Annotated in this window: 12 protein-coding genes; 7 read left to right on the top strand and 5 right to left on the bottom strand. The window is 71.8% G+C overall.

What is annotated here, in order from left to right; translation table 11 throughout:
• Positions 1-2 precede the first annotated feature (2 nt).
• The 4 genes from modC to ilvD all read right to left on the bottom strand — a co-directional run bounded on the left by modC (position 3) and on the right by ilvD (position 4,938).
• Positions 3-1,109 (bottom strand): molybdenum ABC transporter ATP-binding protein, encoded by a 1,107-nt coding sequence (modC, locus tag E1J50_RS01970; RefSeq protein ID WP_132249866.1) that lies wholly within the window; start codon positions 1,107-1,109, stop codon positions 3-5.
• Positions 1,110-1,113: 4 nt separating this feature from the next.
• Complete coding sequence (modB, locus tag E1J50_RS01965; protein WP_132249864.1) at positions 1,114-1,806, bottom strand: molybdate ABC transporter permease subunit; 693 nt, start codon at positions 1,804-1,806, stop codon at positions 1,114-1,116.
• An 18-nt stretch (positions 1,807-1,824) separates the two neighbouring features.
• On the bottom strand, positions 1,825-2,613 hold the full coding sequence (gene modA / locus E1J50_RS01960; protein ID WP_132249862.1) for a molybdate ABC transporter substrate-binding protein: 789 nt from the start codon (positions 2,611-2,613) through the stop codon (positions 1,825-1,827).
• 486 nt (positions 2,614-3,099) lie between these two features.
• Positions 3,100-4,938 carry a dihydroxy-acid dehydratase gene (gene ilvD / locus E1J50_RS01955; RefSeq protein ID WP_132249930.1) on the bottom strand — a complete coding sequence of 613 codons (1,839 nt, stop codon included), beginning with the start codon at positions 4,936-4,938 and terminating at the stop codon, positions 3,100-3,102.
• Between the two features lie 224 nt (positions 4,939-5,162).
• Here ilvD and E1J50_RS01950 point away from each other — a divergent pair, with 224 nt between their 5' ends.
• From E1J50_RS01950 to E1J50_RS01935, 4 genes are all read left to right on the top strand, one after another.
• The gene (locus E1J50_RS01950) at positions 5,163-6,080 is read left to right on the top strand and encodes a 50S ribosomal protein L11 methyltransferase (protein WP_132249860.1); all 918 of its coding nucleotides are present in this window, start codon (positions 5,163-5,165) and stop codon (positions 6,078-6,080) included.
• 57 nt (positions 6,081-6,137) lie between these two features.
• Positions 6,138-7,976 carry an aminopeptidase P family protein gene (locus E1J50_RS01945; protein ID WP_132249858.1) on the top strand — a complete coding sequence of 613 codons (1,839 nt, stop codon included), beginning with the start codon at positions 6,138-6,140 and terminating at the stop codon, positions 7,974-7,976.
• Positions 7,977-8,082: 106 nt separating this feature from the next.
• Complete coding sequence (locus tag E1J50_RS01940) at positions 8,083-10,251, top strand: protein-disulfide reductase DsbD family protein (RefSeq protein ID WP_132249928.1); 2,169 nt, start codon at positions 8,083-8,085, stop codon at positions 10,249-10,251.
• Positions 10,252-10,385: 134 nt separating this feature from the next.
• Positions 10,386-11,549, top strand: a complete 1,164-nt coding sequence (locus tag E1J50_RS01935) for a complex I NDUFA9 subunit family protein (RefSeq protein ID WP_132249856.1) — start codon at positions 10,386-10,388, stop codon at positions 11,547-11,549.
• Between the two features lie 10 nt (positions 11,550-11,559).
• Here E1J50_RS01935 and E1J50_RS01930 read toward each other — a convergent pair whose 3' ends face one another.
• Complete coding sequence (locus E1J50_RS01930; protein ID WP_132249854.1) at positions 11,560-12,279, bottom strand: sulfate transporter family protein; 720 nt, start codon at positions 12,277-12,279, stop codon at positions 11,560-11,562.
• Between the two features lie 124 nt (positions 12,280-12,403).
• Between E1J50_RS01930 and E1J50_RS01925 the strand changes: the two genes are divergently transcribed.
• The 3 genes from E1J50_RS01925 to E1J50_RS01915 all read left to right on the top strand — a co-directional run bounded on the left by E1J50_RS01925 (position 12,404) and on the right by E1J50_RS01915 (position 15,411).
• Entirely contained in the window at positions 12,404-13,324 is a 921-nt protein-coding gene (locus E1J50_RS01925) for a Kelch repeat-containing protein (RefSeq protein WP_132249852.1), read from the top strand.
• A 50-nt stretch (positions 13,325-13,374) separates the two neighbouring features.
• Positions 13,375-14,691 (top strand): flavin monoamine oxidase family protein, encoded by a 1,317-nt coding sequence (locus tag E1J50_RS01920; RefSeq protein WP_132249850.1) that lies wholly within the window; start codon positions 13,375-13,377, stop codon positions 14,689-14,691.
• 87 nt (positions 14,692-14,778) lie between these two features.
• Complete coding sequence (locus tag E1J50_RS01915; protein ID WP_132249848.1) at positions 14,779-15,411, top strand: cyclic nucleotide-binding domain-containing protein; 633 nt, start codon at positions 14,779-14,781, stop codon at positions 15,409-15,411.
• Positions 15,412-15,413: the final 2 nt, after the last annotated feature.

Genomic DNA, 15,413 nt, shown 5'->3' with positions numbered 1-15,413 from the left:
GATCAGATCTCGAGCGTGCGCCGCCCGATGCCGACGCCGGCCGGATCGAGGGCCACGCTCTTCACGATGGCGTAGACGGCGAGGCCCGGCACGAGGCCGAGATCCTGCGCCGATGCGCGCGTGAGGCGCGCGGCGATCGCGGTGGTGCCGCACGCGATCTCGACCATCACGGCGTCTCCCATCGGCGTCAGCGCGGCGATGCGCCCGGCCAGCATGTTGCGGGCGCTCAGCCCCACCGGCCTCTGCGTCGCCACGAGCACGTCTCGGGCGGGCAGGCGGACGCGTACAGGGGTTCCGACCGGCCGCCCGAAATGCGGCACGGCGAGTTGGCCGGCCGCGCCCGAGAGGCGCGTGACGCCACCCGCCAGATCGTGCGCCTCCACCACCATGTCGAGGAGGGCGCCAGCCTCCGCCTCGTGGGCGGGCAGGAGCTCGGCCCGGCGCAGGATCGTGTCGGCCGGCCCGGTGGCGGCGACGCGCCCGCCCTCCAGAACGACCACGGTGTTGGCGAGCCGCGCCACCTCGGCCACCGCGTGGCTCACGTAAACGATGGGGATGCCGGCCTCGTCCCGCAGCCGCTCGATATAGGGTAGGATCTCGGCCTTGCGGGCCTCGTCGAGGGCCGCGAGCGGCTCGTCCATCAGGAGGAGGCGGGGCTTCGCCAGGAGCGCACGGCCGATCGCGACCCGCTGCGTCTCGCCGCCCGACAGGCCTGCCGGGCGCCGGTCGAGCAGATGGCCGATGCCGAGCATCTCGACGACCGAGGCGAGATCCGCGCCCAAGCCCGCCCGCCGGCTCGCGAAGAAGCGCCCGTAGCCGAGATTGCCGCGCACGCTCAGGTGCGGCAGCAGCCGCGCCTCCTGGAACACGCACGCGATCCGGCGGCGGTGCACCGGCACGCTGAGCCGCCTGTCCGTGTCGAGGAGGGGCTCCCCGCCGACCACGATCCGCCCCCGGTCCGGACGGGCGAGCCCCGCGATCAGGTGGATCAGGGTGCTCTTGCCCGACCCCGAGCGGCCGAACAGGGCGGTGAGCCCCGGCCCGCTCGTGAAGGCGGCCTCGAGCGAGAAGGTGCCGCGCCGGAGCGCCACGTCGACCGCGAGGGTCATGGGCTCAGGCCGCTCCGAGCCGGCGGCTGACGCGCCGGGCCAGCATGTCGGAGGCGAGGAGCGCGCCCATCGAGACGAGGATCGAGACGAGGGTCAGCCGCAGCGCGCCGCCCTCGCCGCCGGGGACCTGGGTCAGGGTGTAGATCGCGGAGGGAAGGGTCTGGGTCTCGCCGGGAATGTTCGAGACGAAGGTGATGGTGGCGCCGAACTCGCCCATCGCCTTGGCGAAGGCGAGCACCGCCCCGGCCAGGATGCCGGGCAGGCTGAGCGGCAGCGTCACCGTGAGGAAGACGGCGAGGGGGTTGGCGCCGAGCGTCGAGGCCGCCTGTTCCAGGCGCCGGTCGACCGCTTCCAGGGACAGGCGCATCGCCCGTACCATCAAGGGGAACCCCATCACCGCGCAGGCCAGCGCCGCCCCCGTCCAGCGGAAGGCGAAGACGAGGCCGAACTCGGCGAGGAAGGCGCCCGCCGGACCCTTCCGCCCGAAGGCCAGGAGCAGCAGGTAGCCCGTCACCACAGGCGGCAGGATCAGGGGCAGGTGGACGAGCCCGTCGAGGAGGGTGCGTCCGTAGAAGTCGCGGCGGGCGAGGAGCCAGGCGACCGCGAGCCCAGGGACGAGGCTCGCCAGCGTCGCCACGCTCGCCACCTTGAGGCTGAGGGAGAGCGCGACCCATTCCTCGGGCGTCAGGCCGAGCATGGCGGGTTCCCGGCCGGGTCAGTAGCGCTCGCCCGCCTGCCCCAGCACCGTGAAGCCCTGGCGCTCGAAGAAGGGGTGGGCGGCAGGGCTCTTGAGGTAGGCGAGGAAGGAGGCCGCATCCGGATTGGCGGACTCCTTCACGATGGCGAGGGGGTAGACGACCGGCGGGTGGCTGTCCGCCGGGAAGGTCGCCACGACGCGCACGGACGGGTCGGAGGCTGCGTCGGTGGCGTAGACGATCCCGAGCGGCGCCTCGCCGCGGGAGACGAGAAGGAGGGCCGCGCGCACGTTCTCGGCCTGGGCAAGCCGGTCCTTCACCCCGTCCCAGGCGCCGAGCGCCTTCAGGGCCGCCCGGCCGTACTTGCCGGCCGGCACCGACTCGACGTTGCCCACAGCGAGTCTGTCGTCACCGAGAACCTTAGCCAGGTCGAGGCCGGGCTTCAGGTCGAGGGCGATGGGCGAGTCCTTCGGCGCCACCAGCACGATGCTGTTGCGCAGGAAGTTCGCGCGGGTGCCGGGCCGGATGGAGCCCGCCTTCTCGGCGTAGTCCATCCAGGCGAGGTCGGCGGAGATGAAGAGGTCGGCCGGCGCCCCGGCCTCGATCTGCTTGGCCAGCGCGTTCGAGGCGGCGTAGGACGCCTTCGCGGACTTGCCGCTCTCCGTCCGCCAGGCCGAGATCGCGTCGTCGACGGCGTTCTTCAGGCTCGCCGCGGCAAAGACGAGGACCGGCTGCTCCGCCCGCGCGGGGACGGTGCCCAGGGCGAGGGCAAGCGCGCCCGCGAGCCAGATCCGCCGCGTCGATGTCATGGGTGCCCCTTCATCCCTGCGTTTCCGCGACCGGACGGCGGCGGATCGGCGAGGATGATAGGGGCGGGGACGGAGCGCACAAGCGCCATCGCGCTCGCCCACGCCATGTCCGCGGCGAGGATCAGCCCAGCGCTTCGTCGTCCCCCTGCATGCGGGCCGATTCCGAGCGGTGGAGCCGGCTCAGCAGGACGAGCAACTGGCCCGGCATCGGCGCGTCGAGACCGTCGCTCCCGGGCGGGCCGCTGCGGCGTCGCCCACGACGGGGCGGGGGTTCCGTGGTGAGGATAACCGGCTCACGGTGGCCGGACCGTTTCTTCTTCATACGCGAACGCAGCCTCAGAAGCCTCCGCGGCTCGGCGGAAAGCCAGCGAGAACGCCCGTCCGCGCTCTCCGTTCCGGCCGAGCTTACGCCCACAGGATGAACAAACTGCCGCATCCTTGGGCGGTTCCCGGCCGGCCGCGAGGCGAACCACCGAGGTTCGCGACTCACCCCTCGGGGATGTGGCGGACCGCCCCCTTCGCCGCGCTCGTCGCCAGCATCGCGTAGGCGCGAAGCGCCGTGCTGACCTTGCGCTTGCGGGGAGCGGCCGGGCGCCAGCCCGCCGCGTCGCGCTCGGCTCGGCGGCGGCCGAGTTCGGGCTCGTCCACGGCGAGGTGGATGCGCCGGTTCGGGATGTCGATCTCGATCCGGTCGCCCTGCTCCACGAGGCCGATCAGCCCGCCCTCGGCCGCCTCCGGCGAGACGTGGCCGATGGAGAGGCCCGAGGAGCCGCCCGAGAAGCGCCCGTCCGTCACGAGGGCGCAGGCTTTGCCGAGGCCCTTCGATTTCAGGTAGCTCGTCGGGTAGAGCATCTCCTGCATGCCGGGGCCGCCGCGCGGACCCTCGTAGCGGATCAGCACCACCTCGCCGGCCTTGACCCGGCCGTTGAGGATGCCGTCCACCGCCGCGTCCTGGCTCTCGAAGACGTGAGCGGTGCCCGCGAAGGTGAGGATCGAGGCATCGACGCCGGCCGTCTTCACGATGCAGCCGTCCGCGGCGAGGTTGCCGTAGAGAACTGCGAGGCCACCGTCCTGCGAGTAGGCGTGATCCGCGTCCCGGATGACGCCCGCCTCCCGGTCGAGGTCGAGTTCGTCGAAGCGGGATTCCTGGCTGAAGGCGACCTGGGTCGGCACCCCGCCCGGCGCCGCCCGGTAGAAGGTCTGGACCGAGGCGCTGCCCGAGCGGCGCACGTCCCAGCGGTCGAGGGCGGCGCTCAAGGTCCCGGCGCTGACGTTGCCGACGCTCGTGTCGAGGAGGCCCGCGCGGTCGAGTTCGCCGAGGATGCCCATGATGCCGCCGGCCCGGTGCACGTCCTCCATGTGGATGTCGGCGACCGCAGGGGCGACCTTGCAGAGCACCGGCACGCGCCGGGACAGTCGGTCGATGTCGGCCATGGTGAAGGGCACCTGGCCCTCATGCGCGGCGGCGAGGAGATGCAGCACCGTGTTCGTCGAGCCGCCCATGGCGATGTCGAGCGTCATCGCGTTCTCGAAGGCCGAGAAGCTCGCGACCGCGCGCGGCAGCACGCTGGCGTCGTCCTGCTCGTAGTGGCGGCGGGCGAGGTCGACGATCAGGTGGCCGGCCTCCACGAACAGGCGGCGCCGGTCGGCGTGGGTGGCGAGCACGGAGCCGTTGCCGGGCAGCGCCAGCCCCAGCGCCTCGGTGAGGCAGTTCATCGAGTTGGCCGTGAACATGCCCGAGCACGAGCCGCAGGTCGGGCAGGCCGAGCGCTCGATCACCGCGACGTCCTCGTCCGAGACCCGATCGTCGGCCGCCGCGACCATCGCGTCGACGAGGTCGAATTTGCGGGTCACGCCCTTCATCACGACCTTGCCGGCCTCCATCGGCCCACCGGAGACGAACACGACCGGGATGTTGAGGCGCAGCGCCGCCATCAGCATGCCGGGTGTGATCTTGTCGCAATTGGAGATGCAGACCATGGCGTCGGCGCAATGCGCGTTGACCATGTACTCGACGGAATCGGCGATGAGCTCCCGCGATGGCAGGGAGTAAAGCATCCCGTCGTGGCCCATCGCGATCCCGTCATCGACCGCGATCGTGTTGAACTCCTTGGCGACGCCGCCGGCCTGCTCGATCTCGCGGGCGACGAGCTGGCCGAGGTCCTTCAGATGGACGTGGCCGGGCACGAATTGCGTGAAGGAGTTCACCACCGCGATGATCGGCTTTCCGAAATCGGAATCCTTCATGCCGGTGGCGCGCCAGAGGCCGCGGGCGCCGGCCATGTTGCGTCCGTGGGTGGTGGTGCGGGAGCGATAGGCGGGCATGTTGGTGCGCGGGATCCGGTGCCGTTCGAGCCTTGCGGCCGTCTTCCGCACCCTCTCTCACGAATGGGTCCGAAAATTCAACGCAGGCGCGTCCGGCCCCGCTTCCGGCCAGCCCTGCTCCTTCGGCGTGAGCGCATCGGCGAGCCGGATCAGGTGCGCGGCGAGCCATATCTCGGTGCGAAATCCATGTGACAGGCGAGCCTTTGGCGCTTAGAGCCGGGCCCATGCTCGAAGGCCTGCCGCCCCACCGCCCGACCCATGTCCTGCGCCTCCTCACGGACGAAAGGTCGGCCCGCGCCATGACCGACATCCTCGGCGAGATGTTCGACCCGACGGAGACGGCGGTGGCCGCCTTCGAGGCGGAGGACGGAGTGACGTGGCGGCTCGAAGCCTACTTCGCCGAGGCGCCGGACGAGGAGATGGTGCGCGAGCTGATCCGCCCCATCGTCGGCGATCAGGCGGACGTCGCGGATTTCCAGACCATCGACCAGCAGGATTGGGTCCGCGCCTCGCTGGAGGGCCTGAAGCCGGTGCGCGCCGGCCGCATCCTCGTGCACGGCGCGCACGACCGGGCGCATGTTCGCGCCAACGATCTGCCGATCGAGATCGAAGCGGCACTCGCCTTCGGCACGGGGCATCACGGGACCACGCTCGGCTGCCTGCTCGCCCTCGTCGCCGCGATGAAGCGCGGCCGCCCGGCCCGCGTGCTCGATGTCGGCACCGGCACCGGCATCCTCGCCTTCGCGGCAGCGCGGGTGCTGCGATCCACCGTGGTGGCGGGTGACCTCGACCCGGAAGCGGTTCTCACGGCGCGCGCCAACGCGCGGCTCAACGGGCTGACGCCCTGGCTCCGCCTCTACCAGGGCCCCGGCGTGCAGCACGCGCTGGCGAATCGCCCGCGCCGGTTTGACGTCGTGTTCGCCAACATCCTGGCCCGGCCGCTGAAGCGCCTCGCCCCTTCCCTGACCTCCGTCGTGGCGGATGGCGGCGTGCTGATCCTGTCGGGGCTGATCGAGCGCGATGTGCCGGGGGTGCTCTCGACCTACGGGCACCAGGGCTTCCACCTCGCGCAGAAGGGCGTGATCGAGGGCTGGGCGACGCTCGTCCTCCGCCGCGGCGGGGCGGCCGCGCGCCCGCTCTGAACCCGGTTGCCGGGCGCAGGCCGCCGACGTAACCCTTCGCGCATGAATCCTTCGCGCATGACCACCGCCCAGCCGCGACACCGCTTCCAGACCTTCGATGACCCGAGCCATCGCAAGGGGCCGGAACGGATCGCTGCCCTGCGGGCGGCGATGCGCGAGGCGCGGGTCGACGGGTTCGTGGTGCCGCGCGCCGACGAGCACCAGTCCGAGTACGTGCCGGCCCATGCCGAGCGCCTTGCCTGGCTCACCGGTTTCACGGGCTCGGCCGGCACCGCCGTGGTCCTTGCCGATGCGGCGGCGCTCTTCGTCGACGGGCGCTACACGCTGCAGGCGCCGGAGCAGGTCGATACGGGCGTGATCACCCCGGTGCCGCTCGCCGAGAAGACGGCCGAGGCGTGGCTCGCCGAGGCCCTGAAGCAGGGGGCGATCCTCGGCTACGATCCCTGGCTGCACACGCCGGACGGTGTCGCCCGGCTGGAGCGGGCCGTGGCCAAGGCCGGCGCCTCCTTGCGCCCGGTCGCGGAAAACCTCGTCGACGCCGTCTGGGCGGGCCGCCCGCGCCCGCCCGCCGGCGCGGTCGTTCTCCAGCCCGAGGCGCTGGCGGGGGAGGGGGCGTCGGACAAGCTCGCGCGGATCCGGGAGGGACTTTCCGGTTCGGGCTGCGACGCCCTCGTGATCTCCGATCCGCACAACCTCGCCTGGGCCTTCAACCTGCGCGGCAGCGACGTGACGCATACGCCGCTGGCCCTGGGCTACGCGCTGGTGCCGCGCCAGGGGCGGGCACGCCTCTTCCTCGTCTCCTCCGAGATCGCGCCCGAGGTGAGGAGCGCCCTCGAAGGGCTCGCCGACATCGCACCCCGTGGCGCCTTCGCCGACGCGCTCGCGGGACTCGGGAACGGGCGCATCCGCCTCGACGCGGCGACGGGGGCGGCCGCCCTCAAAAATCTGGTGGAGGCAGCCGGCGGCGTCGCCGATGTCGGGCCGGATCCGATCACCGCCCTGAAGGCGGTGAAGAACGAGGCCGAGATCGCGGGCGCGCGCGCCGCCCATATCCGTGACGGGCTCGCGGTGACCCGCTTCCTCGCCTGGCTCGATGCCCGCGCGGCCGCGGGCGCGCTCGGTGAGATTGAGGCCGTCGAGGCATTGGAGGATTTTCGCGCGGCCGGCGGCGAGTTGCGCGATGTCTCCTTCCCGACGATCTCGGGCTCGGGCCCGAACGGGGCCATCGTCCACTACCGGGTGACTCGCGCCACCGACCGGCGCGTCCAGCCCGGCGAACTCTTCCTCGTCGATTCCGGCGCGCAATACCGGGACGGCACCACCGACGTCACCCGCACCGTAGCCGTGGGCGAGCCGAGCGCCGAGATGCGGGACCGCTTCACCCGCGTCCTCAAGGGCCATGTCGCGATCTCGCGCGCGGTTTTCCCGAAGGGAACGACGGGGGCGCAGATCGACGCGCTCGCCCGCCTGAGCCTCTGGGAGGCGGGCCTCGACTTCGACCACGGCACCGGCCACGGCGTCGGCAGCTTCCTCTCGGTGCACGAGGGGCCGCAGCGCATCGCCAAGACCGGGACCGTGGTGCTCCAGCCCGGCATGATCCTCTCGAACGAGCCGGGCTATTACCGGGCCGGCGCCTACGGCATCCGCACGGAGAACCTCGTCCTCGTGCGGGACATCGAGATCGCGGGGGCCGAGCGCCCGATGCTCGGCTTCGAGACCCTGACGCTCGCACCCTACGACTGGCGCCTGATCGAGATCGCGCTCCTGTCGCCGGCCGAGATCGCCTGGATCGACGCCTATCACGGCCGGGTCCGCGAGACCCTGTCGGCCGATCTCGCCTCGGAGACCGCCCTCTGGCTGGAGCGGGCGACGGCGCCTCTCGTCCCAGGCGTCTGAACCGCCTGCGACGGCGTCCCGCGCGCGCCCTCGGTTCCGGCCGGGCCGGAAAGGCCCTATGCTCGGCCGGTCAGACACCGTGCCCGCGGCGGCACGCAAGGGCGCGATGATCCGGCTTCTCTCTCTCTTCGTCCTGCTCGTCGGCCTGAACGCCGCCGCGGCGCAGGGCCTCAAGGCGCCCGTCGACCTCGTTCGGGCGAGCCTCGTCGCGGAGACGGCTTCCGTGCGCGCGGGCGAGCCGTTCACCGTCGCCCTGCGCCTGGTGATGAAGCCCGGCTGGCACGTCTACTGGCGCAACCCGGGTGATTCCGGTCTGCCGCCGGAGATGGTGTGGACGCTGCCCGCAGGTGTTTCGGCTGGCCCGATCCAGTGGCCGGCGCCCGAGCGCATCCCCGTCGCGCACCTGATGAATTACGGCTACGAGGGGGATATCGCTCTCCTCGTCACGATCACGCCCCCGGCGAGCCTCGATCCGGCGAGCCCGGTGAAGGTCGCGGGCAAGCTCAGCTACCTCGTCTGCGAGGTCGAGTGCGTGCCGGGCTCCGCGAACCTGAGCTTGACGCTGCCAGTGGCTTCCGCGCCACCCGCGATCGATCCCGGAAGCGCGGCTCTCTTCCGCCGCGCCCGCGCCGCGCTGCCCGAGCCGGCCCCGGCGCCTGCACACCTTTCCGTCGAGGGAGAGCGCCTCGTCCTTGCCCTGGGGGGCCTCGGCCTCGACCCGACCAGCCTGCGATCGGCCGCCTTCTTCCCCTATTCCGAGACGGCGATCGACAACGCCGCCGCGCAGGAGTTCAAGGCCGACGCGGCGGGGATCCGGCTCACCCTGGCGCGCGCCACGCCTTCCGAGCCGCCGCCTGCGACGTTGCCGGGCGTGCTCGTCGTCGAGACGGCGGCCGGCGATCCCGGGCGCCGGGCCTTCGCGATCGGCGAGGAGCCGGGCAGCGCCCCTGCGGCGGGGCAGATCCCGGACGTCGCCGTTCCTGCGCCGAAGGCGGCTTCCGGCCCGGCGCCCGACGAGGCGCTCACTCTTCTCGGGGCGGCCGGCCTCGCCTTCCTCGGTGGCCTCATCCTCAACCTGATGCCGTGCGTTTTCCCGGTGCTCTCGATCAAGGTGCTGAGCCTCGTGCGCCATTCTGGCGAGTCTCAGTCCCGGGTGCGGCTGCACGGCCTCGCCTACACCCTGGGCGTGCTCGCGTCCTTCCTCGCGCTTGCCGGTCTGCTGATCGCGTTGAAGAGCGGGGGCGCGACGATCGGCTGGGGCTTCCAGCTGCAATCGCCGCTCGTCGTGGCAGGTCTCGCCTATCTCCTCTTCGCCATGGGCTTGAGCCTGTCCGGCGTGATGCATCTCGGCGGCGCGCTCGCCGGTCTCGGCGACGGGCTGTCACGGCGCGGCGGGCTGGAGGGCTCCTTCCTCACCGGCATCCTCGCCACCGTCGTGGCGACGCCCTGCACGGCCCCCTTCATGGGCGCCGCGATCGGCTTTGCGCTCACCCAGTCGGCGCTCACCGGCCTCGCGGTCTTCGCGAGCCTCGGCCTCGGCCTCGCGCTGCCGTTCCTGCTGCTGACGGCGTGGCCCGGCGCGCTGGCGCGGCTTCCGCGGCCCGGCGCCTGGATGGAGACGCTGAAGGGAGCCCTCGCCTTTCCCGTCTACGCGACCGCCGCTTGGCTCGTCTGGGTCCTGGCGCAGCAGGTCGGGCCGGAGGGGCTTCTCGCGGCGCTGGTCGGCCTCGTACTCGTCGCCTTCTCGGCATGGACCTGGGAGCGGGCCCGCACCGCCAGCAGTTTGCCCGCGCGCCTCGCCCGCGTGCTCTCCCTCGCGGCCCTCCTCGGGGCGGGCGCTCTCGCCCTCGGACTCGAGCGCGGCGGGGGCGCCGTGAGTCTCGCCGGGGAGGGGGCGGAGCCTTTCACCCAGGCGCGGCTCGACGGGCTTCTGCGGGAGGGGCGCCCCGTTCTCGTCAACATGACCGCCGCGTGGTGCATCACCTGTCAGGTCAACGAGCGCACCGCTCTCTCGACCGAGGCCGTACGGACCGTTCTCCGGGAGCGCGGCATTGCTTATCTCAAGGGAGATTGGACGAACCAGAACCCGGAGATCACGAAACTGCTGGAGCTGCACGGGCGCAGCGGCGTGCCGCTCTACCTGCTCTACGCGGGGCCGGGCGAGCCGATGGTCCTGCCGCAGATCCTCACGAAGGGAACGGTGCTCGCGGCTCTGGAGAGCGTGAAGCCGGTCGGTGGCGGTCAGAGCGCGGCGTTGGGCGGCACCCGCCCCTGAACGCACGATCGTCCCCACACTTCGGCCCGCGCGTCGCATTTCGTATTCCGATCCGGCTCCCCTTCCGCGAGAATTGGTCTAAACAGCCCTCGACCGCAGGCATCCGCACGGCGGACCAGCATCGAGAACAGGCGATGACCGGCTTCGACACCCTGCCCCTGACACGGCCCACCTCGCAGCTCGTGACCATTTTCGGCGGGTCCGGCTTTCTCGGCCGGCACGTGGTGCGCGCGCTGGCCAAGCGCGGCTACCGGATCCGCGTCGCGGTGCGCCGGCCCGACCTCGCCCTGTTCCTGCAACCTCTCGGCAAGGTCGGGCAGATCGTGGCCGTGCAGGCGAACCTGCGCTACCCGGACTCGGTCGCCCGCGCCGTCGAGGGTTCGAACGTGGTGATCAACCTCGTCGGCATCCTGCAGGAGGCCGGTCCTCAGAGCTTCTCCCGCCTTCAGGCGGAGGGTGCGGGTGAGATCGCGCGGCAGGCTGCCAAGGTTGGCGCGGCGATGATCCAGGTCTCGGCGATCGGCGCCGATCCGAACTCCGCCTCCGCCTATGCCCGCACCAAGGCCGAGGGCGAGGCGCGGGTCTTTGCCGCCTGCCCGGACGCGATCGTGTTCCGCCCGTCCCTGGTGTTCGGTCCCGGCGACAGCTTCTTCAATCGCTTCGCGAGCCTCGCCCGGGCGCTCCCGGTGCTGCCGCTCGCGGGAGCGGATACGCGCTTTCAGCCCGTCTTCGTCGGCGACGTCGCCGAGGCGATCGCCCGGGCGGTCGAGGGACGAGCGCCGGCGGGCAAGGTCTACGAGCTCGGCGGCCCCGAGGTCGCGACGCTGGAACATCTCGTCCGCTACATGCTGGAGACGACTCAGCGCCGCCGCCCGATCGTCGCCCTGCCGCTGCCGGTCGCACGGATCCAGGCCCGCGCCCTGGAGATCGCCAACACGCTGACCCTCGGCCTGCTGCCGGACGAGCTGAAGCTCACCCGCGACCAAGTGATCCTGCTGCAGACGGACAACGTCGTCTCCGATGCCGCGAAGGCGGAAGGGCGGACGCTGGAGGCGTTGGGCATCATCCCGACCGCAGCCGAGGCCGTCGTGCCGGGCTATCTCTGGCGCTTCCGCAAGGCGGGGCAATTCGCCACCGGCCGCGGCTCGGAATCCGAGGCCGAAGTCCCGGACACGCTGAGCCCGGAGCCGATGGACGAGGGCTCGCAGCACCGCCCCAAGCGGGCGAGCGGCCCAGCGATCGGTCCGAACGCCGCCAATCCCAGCCGCATGGGAACCCGCTGGGGCTCGCGCCGGTAGGAAGGCGGCCTCAGCGGAGCCGCTCGGCCTGGGCGGGCGCCGTGAGGGCTGGTCCGCGCCGGCTCAGCGCCTTGTGCACATGGACCATGAGCGCGATGCCGAAGAGGGGCGTCAGCAGGTTCACCACCGGCACCACCATCATCCCCGCCAGGAGGCAGCCCGCCGCCAGGGTCGTTCCGCCGTAGTGCCGGCGCATGGCCGCCGCCTCGTCCAGGGGCCGGAACCGGGCAGCGGCGGTCTCGAAGTACTCACGGCTGAGAAGGTAGGCATTCGCGGCGAAGAAGGCCACGAGCCCGACCACGGGCACGAAGAACAGGATGAGGGCCGCGAGATTCACGAGGAGCGCGAGTCCGGCGAAGCGCAGGGCGTAGAGCAGCGCGCTGCCGGCCGGCAGCGCTTGGCCCGGTGGTTCGCCTGGAAAATCCGTTCGCTCGACGATCTCGGCCGCGTCGTCGAGGAAGAATCCCGCCACGAGGATCGACACGGCCGGCATGATGTAGGCGAGGGCCACGAAGAGCCCGGCGCCGGCGAGGAAGTAGGCGAGCGTGTCGAGAAAGGGATAGTCGGCGGAGATGTGATGGCTCGCCTGGAACCACTGGATCAGCCGCGTCAGCCCGAACCAGATCAGGAGCAGGAGCCCGACGGTCATCGCCAGCGATTTCCAGAGGATCGCGCGCAGCGGCGGCGAGAAGACCTGCCGCAGGGCGGCGAAGGCGGCTTGGACGAGCATGCCGGGGATCCTCTCCAATGTCGGCCGAGCGCTTAAAGAGGAGCCGGGGCCCGGAGCGCAAGCCCGCACTTTTGCGATCCTGCCGCGTTCACGTGCCGTCCGCTCCTCACCGAAGGATCGCCCCATGCGCCTGTCGGCTCCGCTCGCCCTTCTCATCGCCCTCGCCGTGCCCTCATCCGCCCACGAAGTCGGTGCCTGGGCCGGCGGCCATGCGGCACCCGCCGAACGCTCGGAGGTCGCCGTCGCCGCGATCGACGGCAAGGCCTACGTCATCGGCGACTACAACGGGGCCACGGAACTCCTGATCTTCGACCTTGCCGGCGGCACATGGAGCAAGGGCGCGCCCTTCCCCTATCCCGTTCACCACACGATGGCGGCCGGCTTCGAGGGCAAGATCTACGTCTTCGGCGGCTACACGAACGGCTGGAACGCGGTCGGCAACAGCTTCGCCTACGACCCGAAGACCGATACATGGTCCCCCCGGGCCAGTCTGCCGACGCCGCGTGCCGCGGGCGGTGCCACCCTCGTTGGCGGGAGGATCCACGTCGTCGGCGGTAGCGTCACGGGCCGGGGCAACACGCCGGCCCATGAGGTCTATGATCCGGCGACCGACAGCTGGACGGCGGCCCCGCCCTTGCCGACGCCCCGCGACCATCTCGCGGTGCAGGCGATCGAGGGCAAGATCGTCGCGGCCGGCGGGCGCGTCGATGGCGATCCGGGCCGGAACCTCGACGCCACGCAGGTCTACGACCCGACCACCGGCGCCTGGAGCGAGGCCGCACCTCTCCCCACGGCCCGCAGCGGCTCGGCCTCCGCCGTGCTGGGGCGCGAGGTCTACGTGATCGGCGGCGAATCACGCGAGAAGACCTTCGGCGCGGTCGAGGCCTTCGACCTGCCGCGCAACCTGTGGCGAGCCCTCGCCGCGCTGCCCACGCCACGACACGGCTTCGGCGCCGTGAGCTACAACGGCCGCATCTACACCCTGGTCGGCAGCCCGCGCCCCGGCGGCGACAAGTCCGGCACGGTCGAGGTGTTCAAGCCGTGAGCGCGCGTCGGGTGCCCTGACCCGCTCCGACAGGATCGAAGGATCACAGGATGAGAGGACGAGAGGTCGCACACGCGCACTTCCGGCCGAGCGTTGCGCCTCGGCTCGCGAGGCTTCCCCAGGCGCCGGACGTCATCGTGATCGGCTCGGGGGCGGCGGGGATCGCGGCAGCGCGGCGCCTGTCGGAGCGGAGCCTCTCCGTGGCCGTCCTGGAGGCCCGCGACCGTGTCGGCGGGCGGGCCATCACCACGATGCTGCGCGGCCACGCGATCGATCTCGGCGCGCACTGGCTGCATGCGGGTCCGATCAACCCGTTGGTCAGGCTGGGGCACGCGCGGGGCGAACCGCTGCGGCGAGCTCCGCAGGAGAGCCACCTCTGGGTCGGGCGCCGTCCCGGTCGGCCCGGGGAGGCGGCGGCCTCCGCCCGGGCCTTCGCCCTCGCCGACCGCGCCATGACGGCAGGATCCTCCGAGAGCAACCCCGACCGACCCGCGTCCACGGCCCTGCCGCCCGGTCTCGGCCCCTGGGGTGAGCGGGTGGCGCGCGTCCACGGCCTCGTCTCGGGCCGTCCGCTGTCCGAGGTCTCGCTCCACGACTTCCCGAGCCTGGAATACGGCGACAATTATTTCCTCGCCGGCGGCTATGGCGCCTACCTTGCGCGGCTCGCGCAGGGGTTGCCGATCGCGCTTCGGAGCCCCGTCACCCGCATCGAGTGGGGCGGACCCGGCATCCGGGTCGCGACGGCGGACGGGCGCAGCCTCTCGGCGCGGGCCGTCGTCATCACGGTGCCCGTGATGGTGCTGCGCGACAGCATCACCTTCGTGCCGGCACTGCCGGCGGCCCCGCGCGGAGCGATCGACGGCTTTCTGTCCGGTCTCTACGAGCATGCGGTGCTGCACTGGCCATCGAGTCCCTTCCGCGGGGCGGACCGGCTCGCGAGCATCGTCGGCGGTCGCCACAAGCCGCCCGGCCTGCTCGCGCGCATCGACGGCACGCCCTTCCACTACTTCGAACTCGATGCCCCCGCGGCGGAGGCGATCGACGCGCGGCGCGGGGGGGCGGACGGCGTGCGGCATCTCGTGCGCGCGGTGCTGGCAGAGCATTTCGGGCATGCCCGCCTGCGCGATCTCACGATCCCGGCGGTCAGCGCGTGGCGGCACGATCCGTGGTCGCGCGGTTCCTGGGCCGTGGTGCCGCCGGGCCATGCCGGAGCGCGGGCGCTCCTCCGCGAGTCGGTCGGCGGCCGTCTCTGGTTCGCGGGCGAGGCCCTGTCTCGCCTGCAATGGGGAACGGTGGGCGGCGCCTACGAGGAAGGGTTGCGAGCAGCCGATGCCATCGCGGACGGAATCCGGGCTGAGGCGGCGTGAGGCGCGCGAATTCGGCGGCGCGCGCATTGCCATGCGCGGCCGGGACGGAGACAAACCCAACTCCGTCGCCGCGAGGGAGAGCGCCGCATGAACTGGGTCGACGCGATCGGCTATCTCGGCACGATCCTCACGATCGCGGCGTCGGCGATGAGCACGATGATCCCGCTGCGCATCGTGGCGCTGCTGGCGAGCTGCGCCGTCATCACCTACGGGTTTCTGATCGGCAGCATGCCCGTGGTGCTGACCGAGTTGATCCAGATTCCGTTCAACGCTTTCCGCCTCTACCAGATGGTCCGCCTCGTCCGCGACGTGGAGCGTGCTGCCGAGGGCGATCTCTCCTTCGACTGGCTGAAGCCGTTCGGCCAGGCGCGGCGGTTCCCCGCGGGCGCGGTCGTGTTCCGCAAGGGCGAGCCGGCGACCGAGATGCTCTACGTGGAGAGCGGCCTTTTCCGGATCCCGGAACAGGCGATCGACGTCCGGCCCGGCGCCATCGTCGGCGAGCTTGGCATGCTTTCGCCGGGCAACCGGCGCACCGGCTCCCTCGTCTGCGTCGAAGCGGGTCAAGCCCGCTGCATCGCCTATTCCGAGGTGAAGCAGCTCTACTACCAGAACCCGGAATTCGGCTTCTATCTCCTGAAGCTCACGAGCGAGCGGCTGTTCCAGGCAACGCGCGACGCGGATCGGCGCGAATCGGTGCCGGCCGGATCCGAGGTGATGTGACG

Source organism: Methylobacterium segetis (assembly GCF_004348265.1).
GTDB classification, from domain to species: domain Bacteria; phylum Pseudomonadota; class Alphaproteobacteria; order Rhizobiales; family Beijerinckiaceae; genus Methylobacterium; species Methylobacterium segetis.
The sequence above is the reverse complement of the archived record's forward strand: the minus strand, read 5'-3'. Positions and strand labels throughout refer to the sequence as shown.